Source organism: Sphingomonas profundi (genome assembly GCF_009739515.1).
Classification (GTDB): Bacteria; Pseudomonadota; Alphaproteobacteria; order Sphingomonadales; family Sphingomonadaceae; genus Alterirhizorhabdus; species Alterirhizorhabdus profundi.
The window spans coordinates 956287-977102 of the sequence record NZ_CP046535.1 but is presented as its reverse complement, the minus strand read 5'-3'; the positions used below and the strand labels follow the sequence as shown (position 1 = coordinate 977102).

Sequence of the window (20816 nt, the reverse complement as noted above, 5' to 3'; positions counted from 1 at the left end):
ATGGTCTACCGTTTTGGTAGAAACTAGGCTATGTTGCGCCGCATCATGAGGCGGTTCATGTCTTCACGCGGCAGTACGCCTCCTGTTGTCGCGCCCGGCGCGATCGGCGGCGCGCGGTGAGGATCGCGTGCCCGCCGCTGCTGCGCACGCCGCCGTTCCCCGGCGTGCCCAAGGCGATCGGCGCGATCAGCGCGCCCCGCCCGCCCCAGCCGATCGACGATCGCACCGACGTGGCGGGCATGCTCGACGCCATTCGCACCGCGCGCGTTGGCGGCAGCTTCTGGGCCGTCGCGCCCGATTTCGCCGCCGGCTGCACCGCCGTGCGCGTGGGCGGCGCGCGGCAGGCCCGCGCCCTGGCCGCGCGCGGCGGAGAGCGCGGGATCGTCGCGCTGCTGCCGGTGGCGCACTGGTCGGCCAAGGCGGCGGCGCTGCTGCACGATGCCGGCATCCCGACGGTGGCCGGCGCGTTCGATCCGTGGTCGCTGCTCGATCGCGCCGCCCGCATCGAGGTGCCGGGCGACGACGAGCTCGCCCTGCTCGGGCTCATCGCCGGCATCACCGTGCGCTGCACCGACGACGGCCGTTTCGCCGGCCACGGCCTTACCGAGGATGCGGCCGGGATTGCGGCCAAGCGCCCGGCATCGCTCGCCGCCGTCGCCGGCGCGGCGCTGCTCGGCGCGGTGCGCTATCGCGACTGCTTCACCGGCGAGCCAAGCGACATCCACGCCGCGATCGCCCGTCTTGCCGATTGGCGCCGGCTGATCGACGCCAACCGCGCGATCGCGATCGGCGCCGGCATCGCCGTGTGGAAGCGGCGGGAGGTGGCGCAACTGCTGTGGAACGGCAGCACGCCGCTGCGCTTCGCCCGCAGCACGAAGCGGGCGGTGCGCGCCGCTGCGGGCGCCGGCGGAGCCATCGCCGCCTGGCCCTCGCGCGTGCCGGCGGACCTTGCCGCGGAGGCCGCCGCCGCCGGCGTGCCGCTGCGCCGCGTGGAGGATGGCTTCATCCGCTCGGTCGGCCTCGGCAGCAACCTGCACCCGCCGCTCTCGATCGTCGCCGATGCGCGCGGCATCTACTACGATCCCTCAGCGCCCAGCGATCTGGAGACCCTGCTCGCCGAGCATCCGTTCGACGCGCCGCTGCTCGATCGCGCCCGCCGCCTGGCCGACACGATCGTGCGCGCGGGCATCAGCAAATATTCGGGCGGCGGCGGCGCGTTCCGCATCGACTCGCCCGCCGCCCGCACGGTGCTCGTCGCCGGGCAGGTGGAGGACGATCTCTCCGTGCGTCTCGGCGGCGGCGACGTGGCCGGCAATCGCGATCTGCTCGCCCGCGCCCGCGCGGCGGAGCCGGACGCGTTCATCCTGTTCAAGCCGCACCCGGATGTCGATGCCGGCCACCGCGCCGGACGGATCGACGATGCGGATGCGCTGCGCTTCGCCGATCGCGTCGTGCGCGACGTGCCGATGGCGGCGCTGCTCGATGCGGTGGACGGCATCCATGTGCTCACCTCGCTGGCGGGTTACGAGGCGCTGCTGCGCGGGCGCGACGTGACCGTTCACGGCAGCCCCTTCTACGCCGGCTGGGGCCTGACCCGCGATCTCGGCCCGGCGCTGCCGCGCCGCACCCGCACGCTGACGATCGACCAGCTGACCGCCGCCGCGCTGATCCTCTATCCGCGCTACCTGGATCCCGTCACCGGCCTGCCGTGCCCGCCAGAGACTCTTGTTCATCGCCTCGCAAGCCAAGCGCGCCCACGGGAGACCGCGCTGATTCGGGCGCGCCGGCTACAGGGATGGTTGCGGCGCGCTCACAGTCCTATAGGAAGGCTGGCATGAAGCACCGGGCATTGAATCGGAAGACTTTCCTGTTCCTGCAAGGCCCTCCCGGACCTTTCTTCACGATGCTGGGCGCCGCCCTTGCGGGCAGCGGCCATGTCGTGCACCGGATCAACTTCTGCGGCGGCGATCGCTGGTCATGGAATGGCCCGGCGACCGACTATCGCGGCCCGCTGGCCGATTGGCCGCATTTCTTCGACAGCTTCGTCCGCTCCCACCGGGTGACGGATCTGGTGCTGTTCGGCGATTGCCGCCCGCTGCACCGCGCCGCCCACGGCCTGGCCGTGCTGCGCCGGCTGCGCATCCACGTGCTGGAGGAAGGCTATATCCGGCCCGACTGGGTCACGCTTGAGATGGACGGGGTGAACGGCCACTCCACCCTGTCGCGCGATCCCGACTGGTATCTGGCCGCCGCGCGCGACCTGCCGGCGCTGCCGACGAGCCCGCCGGTCGCCTCCAGCTTCAAGCGGCGGGCGGACGATGCGCTCGCCTACTTCACCAACAACGTGATCCAGGTGGCGAGCTTTCCCTATTACCGTCCGCACCGGCCGATCTCCCCGATCATCGAGGGGCTGGGCTGGCTGCGGCGGCTCTCCGGCCAGACCAAGGCGCGCGAGCGGACCGAGGACATACTCGCCCGGATCAGCGGCACGCCCTATTTCGTGCTGCCGCTCCAGCTCAATTCCGATCACCAGATCCGCACCCACTCGCCCTTCGGCAACATGAAGGTGGCGATGGCCTATGTGATCGAGAGCTTCGCCCGATCGGCGCCAAGGGACATGGTGCTGGTGATTAAGCAGCATCCGCTGGACAACGGGCTGACCAACTGGCGGCGGCTGGCGCGAGTGCGCGCCGCCGAGCACGGCGTCGCCGATCGCGTCCTCTTCATCGAGGAGGGGGATATCGCCAAGATCGTCGCCGACGCGCAGGGCGTCGTCACGGTCAACAGCACCACCGGCACCCTGGCGCTGGGCGGCGGCGTGCCCGTGGCGGTGCTGGGGCAGGCCGTCTACGATATCGCCGGCATCACCCACCAGGGCTCGCTCGACGCCTTCTGGCAGGAGCGGCCGGTGCCGGAGGCGCGGATCTGGGATGCGTTCTGCCGCGTGCTCTACGATCGCTGCCTGATCCGCGGCGGCTTCTCCAGCGAGGAGGGGCTGGAGCTGCTGGTCGAGGGCGCCGTGCGCCGGCTCGCCGATCCGCGCCGCAGCGGCGAGGACGACAGGGTACTCGAACATGTCGATCTCTCGGCCTCCCCGCCGCGATCGGTGCGGATCGCCCGGGGATGAAACCGCTCCCGGGCGAGATGTTCGTGGGCGACGCCGCACGCGGCGACGCCGGGCCGGAGGTCGTCCTCGATCTCTCGCGCCTCCTCTCGCGCGTGCTGCATCCGACGCCGACCGGGGTCGATCGGGTCGAGATGGCCTATGCGCGCGGTCTGCTGGCGGCGATCCCCGATCGGCTGGCCTTCGCCGCGCTGCACCCCTGCGGCCTCTACGGCCGGCTGGATCGTCGGGCCGTGCTCGCCTTCCTGGACGCGACGGAGGCGCGCTGGGACGATGAGAGCCGCACCGGCCGCTGGCACCGGCGGATCGACGCCGTGCGGGCCTGCGTGGCGCTGCGGCCGCGCATGGTGCCGCCGCCGCGCCGGGGGCGCGCCCGCGTCTACGTGCAGGGATCGCCGCACCATCTGGAACGGCGCGATCGCGTCGCGGCCATCCTGCGGCGTGAAGGGGCGAAGCTGATCGGCCTCGTCCACGATCTGATCCCGATCGAATATCCGGAGTTCGCCCGGCCGAACGGCGCCGCGCTGCACCTGGCCCGCATGGCGACGCTGGAGGCGCTGGCCGACGGCCTCGTGACCAATTCGGAGGCGACGCGCGCATCGCTGCGTCGCCATCTGGAGCGCAGCGGCCACCAGCCGCTGATCCACGTCGCGCATCTCGGCACCCATCCGGTCGCCCCAGCGCCCGTCCCCGCGCCGGCGCGCGGTGCCGAACCCTATTTCATCTGCGTCGGCACGATCGAGCCGCGCAAGAACCACCTGCTGCTGCTGAACATCTGGCGCCGCATGGTCGAGGATCGCGGCCCGGCGGCGGTGCCCAAGCTGGTGCTGGTCGGCCGCCGCGGCTGGGAGAATGAGCAGATCATCGACATGCTCGAACGCTGCCCGGCGCTGCGCGACCATGTCGAGGAACATGCCGGCCTGCCCGATCGCGCGATGGCCACGCTGCTGGCCGGCGCCCGCGCGCTGCTGCTGCCATCCTTCGCCGAAGGGTTCGGCATGCCCGTTACCGAGGCGCTGGGCGCCGGCGTGCCGGTGGTGTGCAGCGATCTGCCGGCGCTGCGCGAGGCCGGCGGCCCGGTGCCCGACTATCTCGATCCGCTGGACGGCCGCGCCTGGATCGCGGCGATCGAGGATTATGCCCGCCCCGCGTCGCCGCGCCGCGCCGCGCAGGTCGGGCGGCTGGCGCGCTGGCAGGCGCCGCGCTGGGGCGATCACATCGCCGTACTGCTGGATCTGATCGAGAGGGTTTGAGGCATGGCTACGCAACCCGCACCCGGGCCCGCGGTACGCGGCGGCTTTCTGCGCGGGCTCCGCGTGCAGGCGAACGTCGTCGGCGCGCTGCTGATGCGCGAGCTGCACACCCGCTACGGCCGCGAGAATATCGGCTATCTGTGGATGATCGGCGAACCGCTGACGTTCGCCGGCGCCATCGCCATCCTCCATTCGGGCCACACCACCGAGTATAGCGGCGGCATGAACGCGCTGCCCTTCGCGACGCTCGGCTACTGCGTGTTCATCATCTTCCGCGGCATCTTCAACCGCGCCGAGGGCGCGCTGGAAGCGAACATGCCGCTGCTGTACCACAAGATGGTCACCGTCTTCGACATCATGCTCTCCCGCACGCTGCTGGAGGGCTGCGGCACCTTCGTCTGCCTGGTCATCATCATGTCGCTGATGACGTCGCTCGGCTTCTCCCAGCCGCCGGAACGGCCGCTCTACCTGCTGCTCGGCGTCTTCTTCATGATCTGGTTCTCCTTCTCCGCCTCGCTGCTGATCGTGGCGGGAACGCACGACAACCGCCTGCTCGGCCGCTTCGTCCATCCGTTCACCTACATCATGATGCCGATCTCCGGCGCCTTCTATCAGATGAAGTGGATCCCCAAGCCCTATCAGGACTGGCTCTGGTGGTGGCCGATGACGCAGATCTTCGAGCTGGTGCGCTACGGCTATTTCCGCTCCGGCATCACGACATACTTCGATCTGTCCTATCTCACCTGCTCGTGCCTGATCCTGATGCTGCTCGGCATGCTCTCGCTGCGGATCGTGCGCAACAAGGTGCACCTGAGTTGAGCGCGGGCGACATCCGCGTTAACCTTGATCCCGATCCACTCGTCAATTCCGCCCTGCGCCAGAAAGGCCGGCCATGAACATGCACGGTATCATCACCCCCGCGCCCGATCGCGAAATGCTGCGACGGCGGCGGCGGCCGGTGGCGCGCGCGCTCGCCTGGGCGCGTCAGAAGCGCATGTTCCTGCTGCTGGTCGTCCTGCCCAGCCTGCTCGTAGCCGGCTATTATTACCTGATCGCGTCGGACCAGTATGAGTCCGAGGCGCATTTCATGGTGCGCGCGGCGGAGAGCACGCCCGTCGCCGGCACCGGCCTGGGCCAGGTGCTGTCCGCCGCCGCCGGCCCCTCCCAGTCGCAGACGGAGGCGATGAGCGTCGCCGACTACATGACCTCGCACGATATCGTGCAGTCGCTGCAGGAGAAGCTGGATCTCGTCGGCCGCTTCCGCCGGCCCGAGGCGGATTTCTTCAGCCGTCTGCACGGCGATCCGGTGACGCCTGAGAAGCTGCTGAAATTCTACAGCAAGCAGGTGAAGGTGCGCTATCGCAGCGACGACGGGATCACCACGCTTGAGGTGCGCTCCTTCCGCCCGCAGGACAGCTACGACATCGCCCGCACGCTGCTGGCGCTCGGCGAGCAGCGGGTGAACGCGCTCAACGTGCGCAGCTACAACGATGCGCTGGCGCTCGCCCGCCGGCAGCTGCGCGAGGCGGAGGAGGGCGTCGCCCGTAGCCAGGTGGCGCTCACCCGCTTCCGCCAGAGCCGCGGCGACATCGACCCGCAGGGTTCCGGCCAGGCGCAGATCGGGCTCGTCTCCACCCTCACCCAGAATCTCTCCGCCGCCCGCGCGCAGCTGAGCGCGATGACGGGCGTGATCCGGCCGGACAGCCCGCAATATATCGCCACCTCGCGCCGCGTCCGTGCGCTGGAGGCGCAAGTGGCCGCGCAGTCCGGCCGGCTCGCCGGCGGCGGCACCGCGATCGCCGCCGATCTCGGCGACTATGAGGATCTGCGCATCCGCCAGGAGTTCGCCGCCAAGCGCTACGAAACGGCGGCCGCCAGCTTCGAGAAGGCGCGTGAGCAGGCGCAGAAGCAGCAGCTCTACGTCGTCCGCATCGTCGATGCGAACATGCCGGTGAAGTCGCTCTATCCGGAGCGGGGACGCATCGTCCTCACCGTCATCCTCGGCCTGCTGCTGGTCTATGCGATCGGCTGGCTCATCATCGCCGGCGTGCGCGAGCACGCGGCCTGACGCGGGGAAGGGAGCGGCGGCGGCGCTGACAGGCGCCGCCGCCGCTCAGGTGGCGCGCGGCGCCGGCAGGCCATCGTAGAAGCGGCGCAGGCGCGCGGCAAAGCGATCGAGCGAGAAGTCCGCCGCACGCACCCGCCCGCGTTCGGCCAGATCGGCGACCAGCGCATCGTTCCGCCCGAGATCGGCGATCGCACCGGCCATCGCGGCGATATCCTGCGGGTCCACCAGCAGCGCGGCGCCCCCGGCGGTCTCGGCCAGCGCGCCGCCGGCCGAGGTCATCACCGCCGTGCCGAGCGCCATCGCCTCCGCCACCGGCAGCCCGAACCCCTCCGCCAGCGACGGGAACAGCAGCGCCCGCGCATGTGCGACGAGGCCGATCAGCGCGTCGCGACCCTGATAGGGCAACCGCACGACATGGCCGCCACCGGCGGCGATCGCCGCCGTCACCTCCTCCGCCCGCCACCCGTCCGGTCCGGCGATCAGCAGCGGCAGCGCCGTGCCGCTCGCCCGATGCGCCGCCGCCAGCCGGGCGAGATTCTTGCGCGGCTCGATCGATCCGCAGAACAGGAAGTAACTGCCGGGCGCGAACTCGGCCGGCGGCGGCGGCGGTTCGCACGGCAGGATCACCGGCTGCGCGCAGTTGGCGACGAAGGCGGGATCGCATCCCGTCGCCGCCGCGATGGCGCCGCGCGCATCATCCGAAACGGTCACGATTGCGGCGGCATCGCGCATGATCGCGCGCAGCAACCGGGCGTGGCGCCGGACGTTTATCGGTGTCAGGTCCGGCTGGTCGAGGGGAATGGCATCGTGCACGGTATAGACGTTGCGCCAGCCGAGCAGCCGCAGCGGCACCGGATAGGTCCAGTGCATGATGCCGGGCGGTCCGGGCGCCCGCAGCGGCAGCGGCCGGCCGTACAGATCGAAGTGCACCTGCGCCACGCGGAAGATGTCGCGCCCCACCAGACCTTCGGAAATCCCGCCATGGCCCCCGCCCGGCACCAGCCGGCGCGCGCCCGGCGGCAGCGCGCGCAGCAGTCGCGCCCTGCGGGCGCCATCGCTGCGCACCACCAGTGGCGCATCGGCGATCCGCACCAGCGCCGCCGCCAACGAGCGCGCATAGGTGGAGACGCCGGTGCCTCCCTCCCCCAGCATGCGCGCGTCCATGGCGATGCGTGTCACGCTAAAGCCCCCGTTCATCTGCGATGGTGGAGGGGGCGGCGCGTGAGGCGTGGCTGCTCTTGTGCGCTGCGCCATGGAAAAGCCGTGATGCGGGGGCAGTCCGGCCGGCCAGCGCAGGCGTACGAGGCAATGCGATGATCGTCTTCGAGAAAGTGTCCAAGACCTACCATATCCGCAAGTTCGAGAAGCAGGTCTTCGGTGATCTCAGCTTCACGATCAACCGCGGCGAGAGCCTTGGCATATGCGGCGCGAACGGCGCCGGCAAATCCACCCTGATGCGGCTGATCGCCGGGGTTGAGATGCCGACCGCCGGCAAGATCACGCGTTCGATGAGCACCTCGTGGCCGATCGGCTATTCGAACTGCTTCCAGTCGACCCTCACCGGCGCCGACAATGCCCGCTTCATCGCCCGCATCTACGGCCAGGATCCGGAGGAGCTCTGCGACTATGTCGAGGATTTCGCCCAGCTAGGCCCGTATTTCCACCAGCCGGTCTTCAGCTACTCGGCCGGCATGGGCGCGCGACTGGCGTTCGGCGTGTCGCTGGCGATCAATTTCGACTGCTACCTGGTCGACGAGATCACCGGCGCCGGCGACGATCGCTTCCGCCGGCGTTGCGCGGAGGCGCTGCAGCACCGCCGGTCCAACGGATCGCTGGTGATGGTTTCGCACGAACCCGCCACGCTGCAGCATTATTGCGATCGCGGGGCGGTGCTCTACGGCGGCACCCTCACCTTCTACGATACCGTGGAGGAGGCGACCGAGGTGCATCACCGCCTGCAATCGCGCGCGGCCTGACGCCTCCGTTCCGCTTGCGACGAGTTCCCGCTGGAATTTTCATGCCGCGATGGTAGCGGATGGCCGATGATGCTTTCCCGCTCCCGGCGCGCCGCGCGCTGCGTCGCCCGCTCCGCCGATCCGGCCGCTTCGATCAAGGTGATCCTTCCGATGTTCCCCACGCGCCCCGCCCGGCTCCGCCTCACCCTCGCGACATCGCTCGTCGCCATCGCGCTGGGCGGCTGCTCCACCCTGCCGTCGAGCGGCCCCACGGCCGGCCGCGTGCTCGCGCGCAAGGAGAACACGATCGGCTTTCGCATCGTGGACGTCGATGCGAACGTGCTCGGCGAGCTCAGGGGCTATGACAATGCGGTGCAGTCCGCCGCGCCGCGCATGGCCGATCTCGCCGCGCAGGGCGACAACGACACGGTCGGCCCGGGCGACGTCCTCCAGATCGGCATCTACGAGGTCGGCGCGACGCTGTTCTCCGGCGGCGGGGCCTCCCGCGGCGGTGCCGACGGCTTCGATCCCTCGGCCCGTGGTGAGCGGTTCGAGGCGATCACGGTCGATCGCGACGGCACGATCAAGCTGCCCTATATCGGCCGCCTGCCCGTCGCCGGGCGCACGCCGTCCGAGATCCAGACGATGATCGAGCAGAGCCTGCGCGGCAAGTCGCAGGCACCGCAGGCGGTGGTGTCCGTTCGGGACAATATCGCCAACACCGTCTACGTCTCCGGCGACGTCAACAAGCCGGGCCGGCTGGAGCTGACCCTGGGACGCGAACGGCTGCTGGATGCGATCGCCAGCGCCGGCGGGCCTGCCGCGCGCGCGGGCAACACCGGCACCACGGCCGGCACGTCCGACGATTCGATCGTCCGCTTCACCCGCGGCGGCCGCGTCGTGGAGCAGCGGCTGAGCGACATCCGCAGCGGCACCACCGACGATATTCCGCTGCTGGCCGGCGACCGGATCGAGGTGATCCGCCGGCCGCGCACCTTCACCGTGTTCGGTGCCACCACCAAGGTCTCGCAGGTGTCGTTCGATCAGCCGAGCCTGTCGCTGGCGGAGGCGGTCGCGCGCATCGGCGGGCCGAACGACAATCAGGCGGATGCCAGCGCCGTCTTCCTGTTCCGCTACTATCCGGACAGCAAGGTGGCGGCGGGCGAGGTGCCGGTGATCTACCGGCTGAATATGATGAAGCCCGCCAGCTACTTCCTGGCCCAGCGTTTCCCGATGCGCGACAAGGATGTGATCTACATCGCCAATGCCGCGGCGAACCAGCCGGGCAAGCTGGTGGGCATCATCAACCAGCTCTTCTCGCCGTTCCTCACGGCCCGCGCGCTCTCGCGCAACTGACAATGGCCCCCCTCCCGCTCGCGGGAGGGGGGAACCGGTTCAGGCCTGCTGCTGGTCGGCGCGGCTCACGCCCTCGCCGTCCAGATTCTGGGCGACGAACTCCCAGTTGATGATGTTGCCGAGCACCGTCTCGGCGAACTTCGGCCGGGCGTTGCGATAGTCGATATAGTAAGCATGCTCCCACACGTCGAGCGTGAGCAGCGGCTTGACGTCGTACACCACCGGCGTGTCGGCATCGTGGTAGGAGGTGACGTCCAGCTTGCCGCTCTCGTCCAGCACCAGCCACGCCCAGCCGCTGGCGAAATGGTTCACCGCTTCGGCCGCCAGCTTCTTGAGCAGCTCGTCGGTGGAGCCGTAGCCCTCCTCGATCAGCGAGGCGAGCTTGCCTTCCGGCTTCTGACCGGCGGGGGCGAGGCAGTTCCAGAAGAAGGTGTGGTTCCAGATCTGCGCCGAATTGTTGAACAGGCCCTTGTCGCCCGTCTGCTTGGCCTTGTTGATCACCTCGACCAGCGAGAGACCGGCGAGGCCCTTCTCGTCGATCCAGCCGTTGGTCTTGTCGACATAGGCCTTGTGATGCTTGCCATGATGATAGTCGAAGGTCTCGGCCGACATGTGCGGCTCGAGCGCGGACTTGTCGAAGGGCAGGGGTGGCAGTTCGAAGGCCATCTCGGTTCTCCTGGCAGGAATGACGTCGTGGCCGTAACGCCTCTCGCCCCGAAATGTGACCGCAAATCGCTTGTTGCGAGACGTTAGCGATAGGCCCTCGCCATGGCGGCGGGGAGCGGCCTGGGCCGTATCGACATCCAGCTTCTTGCATGTCCGGTCATCCCGAGGACGGGCTGAGCGGAGGCGAAGACCCGTCTCGAAGGACGGCCCGTGTCCTTCGAGACGCCATTTCGACAGGCTCAATGGCTCCTCAGGATGAGCGGTGTGCATAAGATGCAAGTGAACCGACTTGATTCGCCGAATGTCGATCGGCCTACCCTGCCCGTTCCAGCAGATCGTGGCGCCGCAGGGCGTGGCGCAGCTGGTCGTAGGTCAGCTTCAGCGCCGCCGCCGTCTGCCGCTGGTTGAACCGGCAGCGGGCGAGCGCCGCCTCCAGCAGCGCGCGCTCGTAGGCGTGGCAGGCGGCGCGCAGATCGTCGCAGTCGGACGGCGCGGCCAATGCGGGCGCCGCCCCTGCGGGTGCCACCTCCACCACGGCCACCGCGGCGCCGGCCGCCGGGCGCGGCCGCCACGGCGAGGCGAACGGATCGAACTCGATCTGCGCGATCGGCCGCTCGGGATCGTCCCAGCGATAGACCGCGCGCTCCACCACGTTGCGCAGCTCGCGCACGTTGCCCGGCCAGTCGTGCCGCGCCAGCGTCTCGGCCGCCTCGGCGGAGAAGCCGGGCCAGCGCACCCATTCGAGCTCCGCCGCCATGCGCCTGCCGAAATGATCCGCCAGTACCGGCACGTCGCCCTCCCGCGCACGGAGCGGCGGCAGCGTGATCACCTCGAAGCTCAGCCGATCGAGCAGGTCGGCGCGGAAGCGGCCGCGCTCCACCAGGCCGGGCAGATGCTCGTTGGTGGCCGCCACGATCCGCACGTCGACGCGGATCGCCTTGCTCGATCCGATGCGCGTCACCTCGCCATATTCGGTCGCGCGCAGCAGCCGCTCCTGCGCGCCGGCGGAGAGCGTGGCCAGCTCGTCGAGGAACAGGGTGCCGCCGTGCGCCTCCTCGAAGCGTCCGGGTCGCGCCCGCGTGGCGCCGGTGAAGGCTCCCGCCTCGTGGCCGAACAGCTCGGCCTCGATCAGCGTCTCCGGCAGGGCGGCGCAGTTCATCGTGACGATCGGCTGGGACCAGCGCGGGCTCAGCCGGTGCAGCCGCTCGGCGACAAGCTCCTTGCCGGTGCCGCGCTCGCCGATCACCAACACCGGGCGGTTGAGCGCCGCCGCCCGGCTCGCCCGCTCGACCGAATCGAGGAAGGCACCGGATTGACCGATGAACTGGCTGTCGCGCTCCATACCGACAAGTTGGCGCATTTCACCAACTCTCGGCAAGACGGAAAGAGGACGGGCTGCGTGTCGCCGCGAGGAAACGGCCGATTTCCGCGCGGTTCTGCAGTTGGCACGCCTCCTGCAAACCTCCGAGTATCCCGCCGCCACGGCGGGCCAGAGTTACACCGCCAAGCACAGGGATTATCGCCATGATCGCCATCACCGATGTCCGCCGCGTCGCCGTCGCCACGCTCGGCGCCCTGCTCCTCTCGGCCACCTGCGTCGCCGGCGCCGTCGGCACCGCCCGCGCGGCGGCGCCGACCTTGCCGAACGCCCCGCTCACCGTGGCCGACTGGCAGGACGATGTCGGCCGGCAGCTCGACGCGCAGCTCGCCGTGCCGGCGTCGGCCTTCGCCCACCGCAGTCAGCTGATCGCCACCGTCGACGTGTCGTTCGATCGCGACGGCGGCTTCGCCGGCGCGCGGATCGCCAGGTCGAGCGGGGTCTCCTCGGTCGATCGCAGCGTCGTCCGCGTGGCCGAGCGGATCGCCTATCCGCCGCTGCCGGAAGGCTATCGCGGCCGGCCGCAGACGGTGTCGATGCAGGCCTATTTCGGCCTGGCCGCCACCCCGGAGGAAGCCGCCCGCCACGAGGCCGCGATCGAGGCCCTCGCCACCCGCCCTTCCGCGAAGCATGATGCCGTCCAGACGGCGGCGCTGCCGAGCGGCTGACCCGCAATCCACGCGTAACCAGGAGTATCGAACGATGGGAATCTTCTCCCGCACTCGCGACATCATCGCCGCCAACGTAACCGACCTGCTCGACAAGGCGGAAGATCCGGCCAAGATGATCCGCATGATCATCCTCGAGATGGAGGAGACGCTGGTCGAGGTGCGCGCCTCCGCCGCCCGCGTCATCGCCGATCAGAAGGAGATGCGCCGCCAGATCGGCAAGCTGGAGACTGTCCAGTCGAGCTGGACCGAGAAGGCCGAACTGGCGCTCTCCAAGGGTCGCGAGGATCTCGCCAAGGCCGCGCTGGTCGAGAAGCAGAAGGCGGGCGATTTGGCGGCCGAGCTGAACGAGCAGATCGAGATTCTCGACGAATCGCTGCGCGCGTCCGAAGCGGACATCGCCAAGCTGCAGGCCAAGCTGCGCGAGGCCCGCGCCCGCCAGAACAGCCTGGCCGCGCGGCTCGATTCGGCCAACAACCGCACCCGCATGCGGGAGATGTACGCCGGCCCGAAGGTGGACGAGGCCTTTTCCCGCTTCGAGATCCTGGAGCGGCGGGTGGACTATGCCGAGGGCCGCGCCGACGCCGCCGGCATGGGCGCCGCGCCCAAGAGCCTGGAGGAGGAGATCGCCGAGCTGCGCGCCTCCGAGAAGGTGGATGCGGAGCTCGCCGCGATGAAGGCCCGCGCGGCCGGCCGGGAGGGATGAGATGGAGGATGTGTTCCTGCCGATCATCATCTGCGGCATGCTCTTTCTCGGGCTGCCGTGGCTGGTCTTCCACTACATCACCCAGTGGAAGCGGGCCGGCGGCCTGAGCATCGAGGACGAGAACCTCCTCGACGAACTGCACGACACCGCCCGCCGGCTGGACGATCGCCTGCGCTCGATCGAGCGCATCGTCGCCGCCGACGATCCGCATCTCGCGACCGGCCTGGGCATCGCCCCCGCCGCCCCCACCGAATGGCGCACCGGCACCGACCGTTGAGCGCCGCCAGACAGGAAAGGACCGACCGATGACTGCCCGCCGCACCAAATTCTACCTCGACAAGCGCAACGGCAAGATGATGGGCGTCTGCGCCGGCATCGCCGACTATACCGGCATCGACGCCACCTGGGTGCGCGTCGGCGCCGTGCTGCTCACCCTGCTCGGCGGCTTCCCGTGGACGGTGATCGCCTATTTCGTCACCGGCTGGGTCGCCGGCGACAAGCCCGGCGAGTTCCGCGACAGCGACCCCGAGGAGCAGAAGTTCTGGCAGGGCGTGCGCGCCAAGCCGGGCCGCTCGATCCGCGACGTGCGCTCCCGCTTCCGCGACATCGATCGCCGCCTGGCGGATGTCGAGACGCACGTCACCAGCCACAACAGCCGTCTCGCCCGCGAGATCGAGGCGCTGCGCTGATCGAAGCCGGTCGGCGGTTCGTCGAAAAGGCGCAGCGCCGGCCACCGCTTCCTCCCCATCCGGTCGACAGAGGAATCTGACTGATGAACCCGTTCGAAATGGTCGTGCTGATCGTCGCCATCAGTGCGGTCGCCAGCATCTTCCGGGCGAAATACGGTATCCGCCGCCATCGCGGCCGCGACCAGACCATGCCCATGGCCGATCCCGACACGGACCGGATGCGCGAGGAGCTGCGCGCGCTGAAGGAGCGGGTCGCGGTGCTGGAGCGGATCGCCACCGATGGCGAGGGCAGCGCCTCGCTGGAACGCCAGATCGAAGCCCTGCGCTCGCGCGAGTAGGAGGCTCCCATGATCGACCCGATATTCTGGATGATCATGGCGGCGGCCGGCCTGATCGGCCTCGCCATCGCGGCCCACGCAGCGCTGAAGGGCTGGAACGGCTGGCTGGCGCTGCGCCACGCCGAGCTTGACCGCCACCACGCCGCCGCCACGCCCCCCGGCCCCGCCGCCCGCATCGAGCTGGCCGACCTGCGCGAGCGCGTGCGCAAGCTGGAGGCGATCGCCGCCGGGGTGGACCTGTAGCGCGGCAGCGGCCGGTCGGGCGTGAAACGGGCGGCGCAAGCCGATACCAATTCCCCGCGACCTGCTCTATCCGCTGCGGCATGGCCGCCCCCGACACACTCTCCGACACGCTCGACGAATATGATCTGCTCGAGCCCGACGACCGCTACCGCCTGCTGATCGATCTCGGTCGCGCGCTGGAACCGATGCCGGATGCGCTGAAGACGGATGCGACGCTGGTCCGCGGCTGTTCCGCCGCCGTCTGGGTCTATCCCACGCGGCTGCCCGACGGGCGCCTTCACTTCCTCGCCGATTCGAACGCCGCGATCACCAAGGGCATCATCGCCCTCGTACTGCTCGCCGTGCAGGATCGCGCGCCGGATGCGATCGCGGGCATGGACGTGGCGGCCGCGCTCGCGCCGTTCGATCTGAAGAACCAGCTCAGCTCCAACCGCACGCAGGGCATACCGAACATGATCGCCTTGATCCGCGCCACGGCGGAGCGGTATCAGGCGTGATGCGCCGCATCCTCGCCGCTCTGCTGCTCCTGCTGGCCGCGCCCGCCACGGCGGCCGCGCCGGCCGGCCTCACCATCGCCGGCGAGGGGTTCGCCCAGGGCGACATACTGGATGCGCGCGCCATGCCGGACATGGACGGCACCGCCGGCATCATGCTCACCTTCACGCCGCCGGCCGCGCGCCGGCTGCTGGCGTTGACCCGAACTCGCGTCGGCAAGCCGCTGCCGATGGCGCTGGATGGCGCGGTGCTGGTGGAGCCGGTGGTCGATGCGCCGATCGAGGGCGGCGTGATCGAGGTGAGCGTGCACATGCCGCTGGCCGATGCGGAGGCGCTGGCCAAGCGCATCTCCGGCAAGGATCCGCTGCCCGACTCGCTGGATCAGTGAGCGCGGCCGCCGGCCGACGCGCAGGTCAGCCTTCCGCCACCCGCTTCGGGATGTAGCGCGTCACCCACATCGCCTCGCCGCCCGGCCCGCGCACGATATCGATCTGGGCGACCAGATCGTCGCCGGTCTCCACCCAGCCGGAACCGTAGCAACAATCGCAGATCGTGCGCTTGCAGCGGAAGCTGATCAGGTCGATCTCGCTGTTCCACTGGCCGTGCCCCTTGCAGATCGGGCAGGGCGCATCCAGCGTGCCGTTGCGCGGCTGGAGCGGGATGATGTCGAACGCGTGCGGCGCGTCCGGTCCGTCGCAGTGGACGATCTCGCTCGCATGCGCCATCGCAGTCCGCCTCCGGCCGGGTGCGGACACGCATATCGGCCCGCCCGGCGAGCCTATAATCCGCGAGTGACAATGTCGTTTCATCGGCCGCGTTGCTTGCGGATTCGGCACGGCGCCCTGCTTCGCGGAACGTCCGAGAATGTGGACGGCCACCCCTCGTCACGCGATCGTCATCCTGGACATGTTCGAACGCGATGTCCGCCGCCCGCTTCAGGTCGGGCCGAACCAGACGGATGCTGAAACAAGCACCGCCCGGCAGCTTCTCAGGCCACTGGGTCCACGTCCGCCACCAGCCCCAGTCGCGCCGCCACGCCGTCGATCGGCGTGCCCGCCTCCACCACCAGCCACGCGTCGGGGTGGGCGCCGTCCACCACCGTCACCGCGTAGCGCGGGCACACCTTGAGGCACGGCACCTCGACGATGCCGGCCGCCGCCTTGCGGCCCTTCGCCAGCCGCGCCTCGCGGCGCAGCGCCTTCACCAGCGACGTCCTGCCCTTCGGCCCGAAGCCGCCGCCGATCTTCTTCGAGCATTTGCGGCAGACGAGGATCGTCGTGCGCCAGTTCGCGCGAACCTGCTTCACGCGGGGCTCAGCCCAGGCCCATCCGGCGTTCCTCGGCCGCGCGGAGAACCTCGTAGGCGGCCTGCACCGTCTGGAAGCGGGTCGCCGCCTCGGCGTCGCCGGGCTTCACGTCGGGGTGGCTGGCCTTCGCCAACCGGCGCCAGGCGAGCTTCACCGCCTCGAAGTCGGCATCCGGCTCCAGCCCCAGCGCATCCAGCGCGCGCATCTCGTCGCGGGAGCGGGTGCCGTCGCCGGGGCCGGCCCAGCTGTTGTGGGCTGACTGGGCGAAGCCGCCGGCGTCGCGCCGCTCGCTCGCCTCGCGCGCGGCCGCCTCCTCGGCGGAAAGGCCCTCGAAATAGTTCCAGTTGCGGTTGTACTCGCCTGCGTGCGTCTCGCAGAAATACCAGCGTTCGCGGCTGTTGGGCGATTTGGGCGCCGGCCGGTCGCCGGGCTGGTCGCACCCGTGGCGATCGCACATCCGCACCTGCGTGGCGGCGCTCGCCGCGCCATAGCCGCGCCAGCGGGGGAAGCCCCAATCCTGCGATCGCGATGAACGAGCCATAAGCGACCACCCTAGATCGATTGCGGACAAACTGGAACCGCCCACGCGGCAAAAGGTGTCAGAGGGCCTGTAAGCCGGGTTCTGTCCACCGCGCTCGCGCGCGGATGGGCGACCATTCCTCTAGGGCCGGCGTCGCCGCCGGCCTCAAGCAACCAACCCGGACGACGGGGCGGAGCCAGCCCATATGCCGTCCCTATTCGGTCTTGCTCCCGGTGGGGTTTGCCGTGCCGTCTCCGTTGCCGGAGCCGCGGTGCGCTCTTGCCGCACCGTTTCGCCCTTACCGCACCGAAGCGCGGCGGTCTGATTTCTGTGGCACTTTCCCTGGGGTCGCCCCCGCCGGGCGTTACCCGGCACCGCTGCTCCTCGGAGCCCGGACTTTCCTCCCGCGCTTGCACGCCGGCGGCCGCCCGGCCCTCTGACACGGGCGCTATCTAGCGACTCCGCGCTCCCGATCCAAGAGCAGCGACAGCAGGATCGCGCGACATTCGCCATCGGCGATGCCGTCGATCGTCTCCGGGCGGAAGCGGCGCTGGAAGGCGCGCACCGCCGCCGGCCCGTCCGCCACGTCGTAGCCGAAGCGTTCGAGCGCGACGAGGAAGCCGCCGGGCGTCCAGTGCGGATCGGCCAGCCCCTTGCGCGGCCGCGCCAGCGCCAGCCGATGCCGCGCCAGCCGCTCCCAATCGAACAGCTCGCCCGGATCCAGCTTGCGCGCGGGCGCGATGTCGGAATGGCCGACGACGTTGGCCGGCGCGATGCCGTGGCGCTCGACGATCGCCGCCGCCAGCGGCAGCAGGGCGGCCATCTGCTCCTCCGGGAACGGGCGATAGCCCCATTCGTGGCCGGGATTGACGATCTCGATGCCGATACTCGCCGAATTGACGTCGGTGGTGCCGCGCCAGTGCGAGCGGCCGGCATGCCAGGCCCGCTTGTCCTCCGCCACCAGCCGCAGCACCTGCCCGTCCTCCGTCACGACATAGTGGGAGGAGACCTTGGATGCGGGGTTGGCCAGCCAGCCGATCGCCTCGGCCGCGTCGCGCATGCCGGTATAATGCAGCACCAGGATGCTCACCGGCAGCGCCCGCTCGTCGAAATTGGGCGAGGGGCAGTCGATCGGCGCGTTCGCCTCGCCGTCGCTCATGGCACCGGCCGGGCGGGGCGCGCGCTGCGCAGGGTGATGATGGCGACGCCCGTCATGGTGATCATACCGCCCACGATCATCAGCGGCGTCAAGACGGTTCCGAACGCCAGCGACGAGGCGAGCACCGCGATCACCGGCGAGCCCAGCGTCAGCGGCATCACGGTGGCGATCGGGTGGCGCTGCAGCAGCCACGCCATGCCCACCTGCCCCATCATCGTGGAGCCCAATGCCGAGAACAGGATCCAGCCGAAATCGCCGAGCCGCAGATCGGGCAGTCGGGCGATGGCGCCCGGCTCCATCACCGCGCTCATGGCGAACAGCACCGCCGCGCCGATCAGCCCGATCCACGCGTAGAGCGTCAGCACCGGCACCCCCGCCAGCCGCCGCTGGAGCAGCGAGCCGATCGCGAAGGCGAGCGTGCCCAAGGTGGTGAGCAGCAGCCCGGCCACCTCCCCCACCACCGCCGGATCGAACACCAGCAGCACCACGCCGCCGAACGACATGGCGATGCCGATCAGCCGCGGCAGCGCGATCCGCTCCTTCAGGAAGACGACGCCGAGGATCAGCGAGAAGGGCACGCCCAGCTGCCCGGCGATCGCCAGCGCGCTCACATTGTCGCTCACCCGGAGGGAGAGGTTGACGAAGATCAGGAACAGGGCGCCGTTGAGCAGGCCCAGCGTCACCAGCAGGCGCATCCGCCCGGGCACCACGCGCAGCCAGGAGATGCAGACGAGCAGCACCACCAGCAGCCGCAGGCCGCCCGCCGCCAGTGGCGGCACCGCCTCCACCGACATCTTCACCGCGATGATGTTGAGGCCCCAGACGAGGTTCACGATGGCCGCCACGATCAGATCGCGGGGTGCCAGCGGTGCGGGTCGCTCGGCGGACATGCCCCGGTCCCTAGAGCCTGATCGGCCGGCGTGGAAGCGCCTCGCTGCAGCGGGCGGCGCGGTTCAGGCCGCGGCGCTGCCCGGCGGCGCCGTGCCGGTGGCCGCGTCCAGCGGCCGATAGAGCCCGCGCGCCAGCGGGTCGGGCGCGAACAGCGCGGTCTGGCCCAGCACCGTCTCGCCCGCGCCCAGCATCAGGCGGCCGTCGGGGCACAGCCGTTCAGCCAGCCGGGCGAAGGCCTGCCGCCGACGGGCCGGCGCCAGATAGAGCAGCAGGTTGCGGCACAGGACGATATCGAACCGCCCGGCCAGCGGCCACGGATCGAGCAGGTTGCACACCGCGAAACGCACCCGCGCGCGCAGCTCCGGCCGTGCCCGCCAGCGTTCGCCGTCGGCCTCGAACCAGCGCATCATCTCGCGCACCGGCAGGCCGCGCTGGATCTCGAAGCCGGAATAGCTGCCCTCCCGCGCCTGGGCGATCGCCGTGGCGCAGATGTCGGTGCCGGTCAGCTCGATCGTCCAGCCGGCCCAGCGCGCAGGCTCCGCCGCCAGCATCATCGCGATCGAATAGACCTCCTGCCCGGTGGAGCAGCCGGCGCACCAGATGCGCAGCCGCCGGCTTGCCGCGCGCGCCAGCGCCGCCGGGGCGATCGCATCATCCAGCAGCGCGCGGAAGGCGGCGGGATCGCGGAAGAAATAGGTCTCGTTGTTCAGCAGCGCGTCCACCGTCGCCACCGCCAGCGCCTCGTCGTCGCCGATCATCGCGGCCAGCCGATCGAGCGAGGCGATGCCGAGCGCCTTCAGCAGCGGCCGCAGCGCCGTCTCGATCCGCCAGCGGCGGCCGAGCGCGAGATCCTGCCCCGTCCGCTCGCGCAGCAGGTCGGCGAACAGCCGCATGGCGCCGGCGCTCACCTCCACGCGGGCACGCCCCCGGTCCGCCGGGCGCGCTCGGCGATGCGTCGCGCGATCGCCGCCGGGGGCAGCATCGCGGCGGCCAGGCCCGCCCGGGCGATCGCCCCCGGCATGCCCCACACCACCGATGTCGCCGCATCCTGCACCACGATCTCCCCACCCTGCGCGGCGACCAGGCCGGCGCCGGCCAGCCCGTCCCGCCCCATGCCGCTCAGCACCACCGCCAGCCCCGCCGGCCCCACCGCCGCCGCCAGCCCGGCCAGCATCGGATCGACCGAGGGCGTGCAACCCGATGCGCTCGCCGATCGATCGATCCGCACCCGCAGCCCGTCCGCCGTACGGGCCAGGCGCAGGTGGCCGTCGCCCGGCGCCAGCAGGATCGCACCGGCGCGGGGAGCATCCCCGTCCTCCGCCACCCGCGCCGGCCGGCCGGAGATCTGCGCGAGTTGCTGGGCGAAATGCGGCATGAACGCCGCCGGCAAATGCTGCGTCACCAGGATCGGCACACCCATCGCCGCGGGCAGCGCCGCCAGCAAGGTGGAGAGCGCGTGCGGCCCGCCGGTGGACGCGCCGATCGCGATGCATTCCAGCGGCGCGGCCGCCGCCCTCCCCGCCGGCGCCTCGGCAACGGGATCGCCACCCTCTGCCACGGAGCGCGGCGCGCGGCCGATGCGCAGCAGCCGCTCCACCAGCGCCTCGGCGAAGCGGCCGGCGAAATCGACCGTGTCGGGCTTCAGCAGCGTGTCGGCGGCGCCCAGGGTCAGCGCGCGCACGCTCGCACCCGCCCCCGCGCCGGTGCTCGACGAGACGACGAGCACGCGCGCGCCGCGGCTGCGGGCGAGCAGTTCGGGCAGCGCCGACAGGCCGTCCGTGCCCGGCATCTGCACGTCGAGCAGGATGATATCGACGGTGGTGGCGGCCAGCAGGTGCAGCGCCTGCGCCACGTTGGCGGCGGCGGCCACGACCGTGAAGTCCGTCCGGCCGGCGAAGATGCGGCTCATGACCGTGCGGGCGACGAGCGAGTCGTCCACGATCATCAGCCGGATCGGCGCGGCGGATGCGGTCTCCGCCGGCGTGGCCGGACGTCTGCGCG

Annotated in this window: 25 protein-coding genes and 1 other RNA gene; 15 read left to right on the top strand and 11 right to left on the bottom strand. The window is 70.6% G+C overall.

Annotated elements, in window-relative coordinates; translation table 11 throughout:
• Window positions 1–116 precede the first annotated feature (116 nt).
• The 5 genes from GNT64_RS04545 (at window position 117) to GNT64_RS04525 (ending at window position 6445) form a co-directional block, all read left to right on the top strand.
• Window positions 117–1838 (top strand): capsular polysaccharide export protein, LipB/KpsS family, encoded by a 1722-nt coding sequence (locus tag GNT64_RS04545; protein WP_231639257.1) that lies wholly within the window; start codon window positions 117–119, stop codon window positions 1836–1838.
• A 65-nt stretch (window positions 1839–1903) separates the two neighbouring features.
• On the top strand, window positions 1904–3127 hold the full coding sequence (locus GNT64_RS04540) for a capsule biosynthesis protein (RefSeq protein WP_231639256.1): 1224 nt from the start codon (window positions 1904–1906) through the stop codon (window positions 3125–3127).
• Complete coding sequence (locus GNT64_RS04535; protein ID WP_156678430.1) at window positions 3124–4377, top strand: glycosyltransferase family 4 protein; 1254 nt, start codon at window positions 3124–3126, stop codon at window positions 4375–4377. Before GNT64_RS04540 ends, GNT64_RS04535 begins: the two co-directional genes overlap by 4 nt.
• Window positions 4378–4380: 3 nt before the next feature.
• Window positions 4381–5196, top strand: coding sequence for an ABC transporter permease (locus GNT64_RS04530; protein WP_197277281.1), 816 nt, complete (start codon window positions 4381–4383; stop codon window positions 5194–5196).
• A gap of 73 nt (window positions 5197–5269) precedes the next feature.
• Window positions 5270–6445 (top strand): KpsE/RkpR family capsule polysaccharide export protein, encoded by a 1176-nt coding sequence (locus GNT64_RS04525; RefSeq protein WP_156678429.1) that lies wholly within the window; start codon window positions 5270–5272, stop codon window positions 6443–6445.
• A 45-nt stretch (window positions 6446–6490) separates the two neighbouring features.
• Here the strand turns inward: GNT64_RS04525 and GNT64_RS04520 are convergent, their stop codons facing one another.
• The gene (locus GNT64_RS04520) at window positions 6491–7624 is read right to left on the bottom strand and encodes a glycosyltransferase family 4 protein (RefSeq protein WP_156678428.1); all 1134 of its coding nucleotides are present in this window, start codon (window positions 7622–7624) and stop codon (window positions 6491–6493) included.
• 134 nt (window positions 7625–7758) lie between these two features.
• Here GNT64_RS04520 and GNT64_RS04515 point away from each other — a divergent pair, with 134 nt between their 5' ends.
• Both GNT64_RS04515 and GNT64_RS04510 read left to right on the top strand, forming a co-directional pair.
• Entirely contained in the window at window positions 7759–8421 is a 663-nt protein-coding gene (locus GNT64_RS04515) for an ABC transporter ATP-binding protein (protein ID WP_156678427.1), read from the top strand.
• 66 nt (window positions 8422–8487) lie between these two features.
• Window positions 8488–9756 carry a polysaccharide biosynthesis/export family protein gene (locus GNT64_RS04510; protein ID WP_231639255.1) on the top strand — a complete coding sequence of 423 codons (1269 nt, stop codon included), beginning with the start codon at window positions 8488–8490 and terminating at the stop codon, window positions 9754–9756.
• Window positions 9757–9795: 39 nt separating this feature from the next.
• On the opposite strand, the gene GNT64_RS04505 is transcribed toward GNT64_RS04510, so the two are convergent.
• Together GNT64_RS04505 and pspF are read right to left on the bottom strand one after the other, a co-directional pair.
• The gene (locus GNT64_RS04505; RefSeq protein WP_156678426.1) at window positions 9796–10422 is read right to left on the bottom strand and encodes a superoxide dismutase; all 627 of its coding nucleotides are present in this window, start codon (window positions 10420–10422) and stop codon (window positions 9796–9798) included.
• 313 nt (window positions 10423–10735) lie between these two features.
• Window positions 10736–11764: a phage shock protein operon transcriptional activator gene (gene pspF / locus GNT64_RS04500; protein WP_156681421.1), complete on the bottom strand. Its 1029-nt coding sequence runs from the start codon at window positions 11762–11764 to the stop codon at window positions 10736–10738.
• Between the two features lie 182 nt (window positions 11765–11946).
• Here pspF and GNT64_RS04495 point away from each other — a divergent pair, with 182 nt between their 5' ends.
• From GNT64_RS04495 to GNT64_RS04460, 8 genes are all read left to right on the top strand, one after another.
• The gene (locus tag GNT64_RS04495) at window positions 11947–12468 is read left to right on the top strand and encodes a TonB family protein (RefSeq protein WP_156678425.1); all 522 of its coding nucleotides are present in this window, start codon (window positions 11947–11949) and stop codon (window positions 12466–12468) included.
• A 34-nt stretch (window positions 12469–12502) separates the two neighbouring features.
• Window positions 12503–13174: a phage shock protein PspA gene (pspA, locus tag GNT64_RS04490; protein ID WP_156678424.1), complete on the top strand. Its 672-nt coding sequence runs from the start codon at window positions 12503–12505 to the stop codon at window positions 13172–13174.
• A 1-nt stretch (window position 13175) separates the two neighbouring features.
• Window positions 13176–13451, top strand: a complete 276-nt coding sequence (gene pspB, locus GNT64_RS04485) for an envelope stress response membrane protein PspB (RefSeq protein ID WP_156678423.1) — start codon at window positions 13176–13178, stop codon at window positions 13449–13451.
• A gap of 28 nt (window positions 13452–13479) precedes the next feature.
• Complete coding sequence (gene pspC, locus GNT64_RS04480) at window positions 13480–13863, top strand: envelope stress response membrane protein PspC (RefSeq protein ID WP_156678422.1); 384 nt, start codon at window positions 13480–13482, stop codon at window positions 13861–13863.
• 83 nt (window positions 13864–13946) lie between these two features.
• Window positions 13947–14201: a hypothetical protein gene (locus tag GNT64_RS04475; protein ID WP_156678421.1), complete on the top strand. Its 255-nt coding sequence runs from the start codon at window positions 13947–13949 to the stop codon at window positions 14199–14201.
• Window positions 14202–14210: 9 nt separating this feature from the next.
• On the top strand, window positions 14211–14444 hold the full coding sequence (locus tag GNT64_RS04470) for a hypothetical protein (RefSeq protein ID WP_156678420.1): 234 nt from the start codon (window positions 14211–14213) through the stop codon (window positions 14442–14444).
• A gap of 80 nt (window positions 14445–14524) precedes the next feature.
• A complete protein-coding gene (locus GNT64_RS04465) occupies window positions 14525–14941 on the top strand; it encodes a SufE family protein (RefSeq protein ID WP_156678419.1) in 417 nt (138 codons plus the stop codon).
• Window positions 14941–15327: a SecDF P1 head subdomain-containing protein gene (locus tag GNT64_RS04460; RefSeq protein ID WP_156678418.1), complete on the top strand. Its 387-nt coding sequence runs from the start codon at window positions 14941–14943 to the stop codon at window positions 15325–15327. The genes GNT64_RS04465 and GNT64_RS04460 overlap by 1 nt, the downstream gene beginning before the upstream one ends.
• Before the next feature lie 25 nt (window positions 15328–15352).
• Here the strand turns inward: GNT64_RS04460 and GNT64_RS04455 are convergent, their stop codons facing one another.
• The 8 genes from GNT64_RS04455 to cheB all read right to left on the bottom strand — a co-directional run bounded on the left by GNT64_RS04455 (window position 15353) and on the right by cheB (window position 20760).
• Window positions 15353–15664 carry a hypothetical protein gene (locus tag GNT64_RS04455; protein ID WP_156678417.1) on the bottom strand — a complete coding sequence of 104 codons (312 nt, stop codon included), beginning with the start codon at window positions 15662–15664 and terminating at the stop codon, window positions 15353–15355.
• A gap of 263 nt (window positions 15665–15927) precedes the next feature.
• On the bottom strand, window positions 15928–16245 hold the full coding sequence (locus GNT64_RS04450; protein ID WP_156678416.1) for a hypothetical protein: 318 nt from the start codon (window positions 16243–16245) through the stop codon (window positions 15928–15930).
• Window positions 16246–16252: 7 nt separating this feature from the next.
• A complete protein-coding gene (locus tag GNT64_RS04445; RefSeq protein ID WP_156678415.1) occupies window positions 16253–16786 on the bottom strand; it encodes a J domain-containing protein in 534 nt (177 codons plus the stop codon).
• Window positions 16787–16840: 54 nt separating this feature from the next.
• Window positions 16841–17205, bottom strand: an RNA gene (rnpB, locus tag GNT64_RS04440) — RNase P RNA component class A.
• An 8-nt stretch (window positions 17206–17213) separates the two neighbouring features.
• Window positions 17214–17924, bottom strand: a complete 711-nt coding sequence (locus tag GNT64_RS04435; protein WP_156678414.1) for an N-acetylmuramoyl-L-alanine amidase — start codon at window positions 17922–17924, stop codon at window positions 17214–17216.
• Window positions 17921–18814 carry a DMT family transporter gene (locus GNT64_RS04430; RefSeq protein WP_156678413.1) on the bottom strand — a complete coding sequence of 298 codons (894 nt, stop codon included), beginning with the start codon at window positions 18812–18814 and terminating at the stop codon, window positions 17921–17923. Before GNT64_RS04430 ends, GNT64_RS04435 begins: the two co-directional genes overlap by 4 nt.
• Before the next feature lie 63 nt (window positions 18815–18877).
• On the bottom strand, window positions 18878–19729 hold the full coding sequence (locus GNT64_RS04425) for a CheR family methyltransferase (protein ID WP_231639253.1): 852 nt from the start codon (window positions 19727–19729) through the stop codon (window positions 18878–18880).
• Window positions 19720–20760, bottom strand: coding sequence for a chemotaxis-specific protein-glutamate methyltransferase CheB (gene cheB, locus GNT64_RS04420; RefSeq protein ID WP_156678412.1), 1041 nt, complete (start codon window positions 20758–20760; stop codon window positions 19720–19722). Before cheB ends, GNT64_RS04425 begins: the two co-directional genes overlap by 10 nt.
• Window positions 20761–20816: the final 56 nt, after the last annotated feature.

Excerpts from the sequence above, each read along its gene's own strand:
- pspC (WP_156678422.1), top strand. The coding sequence starts at position 13,480 with ATGACTGCCCGCCGCACCAAATTCTACCTCGACAAGCGCAACGGCAAG.
- GNT64_RS04445 (WP_156678415.1), bottom strand. The coding sequence starts at position 16,786 with ATGGCTCGTTCATCGCGATCGCAGGATTGGGGCTTCCCCCGCTGGCGC.
- GNT64_RS04525 (WP_156678429.1), top strand. The coding sequence starts at position 5,270 with ATGAACATGCACGGTATCATCACCCCCGCGCCCGATCGCGAAATGCTG.
- GNT64_RS04495 (WP_156678425.1), top strand. The coding sequence starts at position 11,947 with ATGATCGCCATCACCGATGTCCGCCGCGTCGCCGTCGCCACGCTCGGC.
- GNT64_RS04470 (WP_156678420.1), top strand. The coding sequence starts at position 14,211 with ATGATCGACCCGATATTCTGGATGATCATGGCGGCGGCCGGCCTGATC.
- GNT64_RS04515 (WP_156678427.1), top strand. The coding sequence starts at position 7,759 with ATGATCGTCTTCGAGAAAGTGTCCAAGACCTACCATATCCGCAAGTTC.
- cheB (WP_156678412.1), bottom strand. The coding sequence starts at position 20,760 with ATGATCGTGGACGACTCGCTCGTCGCCCGCACGGTCATGAGCCGCATC.
- GNT64_RS04460 (WP_156678418.1), top strand. The coding sequence starts at position 14,941 with ATGCGCCGCATCCTCGCCGCTCTGCTGCTCCTGCTGGCCGCGCCCGCC.
- GNT64_RS04455 (WP_156678417.1), bottom strand. The coding sequence starts at position 15,664 with ATGGCGCATGCGAGCGAGATCGTCCACTGCGACGGACCGGACGCGCCG.
- GNT64_RS04510 (WP_231639255.1), top strand. The coding sequence starts at position 8,488 with ATGATGCTTTCCCGCTCCCGGCGCGCCGCGCGCTGCGTCGCCCGCTCC.
- GNT64_RS04530 (WP_197277281.1), top strand. The coding sequence starts at position 4,381 with ATGGCTACGCAACCCGCACCCGGGCCCGCGGTACGCGGCGGCTTTCTG.
- GNT64_RS04475 (WP_156678421.1), top strand. The coding sequence starts at position 13,947 with ATGAACCCGTTCGAAATGGTCGTGCTGATCGTCGCCATCAGTGCGGTC.
- GNT64_RS04465 (WP_156678419.1), top strand. The coding sequence starts at position 14,525 with ATGGCCGCCCCCGACACACTCTCCGACACGCTCGACGAATATGATCTG.
- GNT64_RS04430 (WP_156678413.1), bottom strand. The coding sequence starts at position 18,814 with ATGTCCGCCGAGCGACCCGCACCGCTGGCACCCCGCGATCTGATCGTG.
- GNT64_RS04540 (WP_231639256.1), top strand. The coding sequence starts at position 1,904 with ATGCTGGGCGCCGCCCTTGCGGGCAGCGGCCATGTCGTGCACCGGATC.
- pspA (WP_156678424.1), top strand. The coding sequence starts at position 12,503 with ATGGGAATCTTCTCCCGCACTCGCGACATCATCGCCGCCAACGTAACC.
- GNT64_RS04435 (WP_156678414.1), bottom strand. The coding sequence starts at position 17,924 with ATGAGCGACGGCGAGGCGAACGCGCCGATCGACTGCCCCTCGCCCAAT.
- pspF (WP_156681421.1), bottom strand. The coding sequence starts at position 11,764 with ATGGAGCGCGACAGCCAGTTCATCGGTCAATCCGGTGCCTTCCTCGAT.
- GNT64_RS04505 (WP_156678426.1), bottom strand. The coding sequence starts at position 10,422 with ATGGCCTTCGAACTGCCACCCCTGCCCTTCGACAAGTCCGCGCTCGAG.
- pspB (WP_156678423.1), top strand. The coding sequence starts at position 13,176 with ATGGAGGATGTGTTCCTGCCGATCATCATCTGCGGCATGCTCTTTCTC.
- GNT64_RS04535 (WP_156678430.1), top strand. The coding sequence starts at position 3,124 with ATGAAACCGCTCCCGGGCGAGATGTTCGTGGGCGACGCCGCACGCGGC.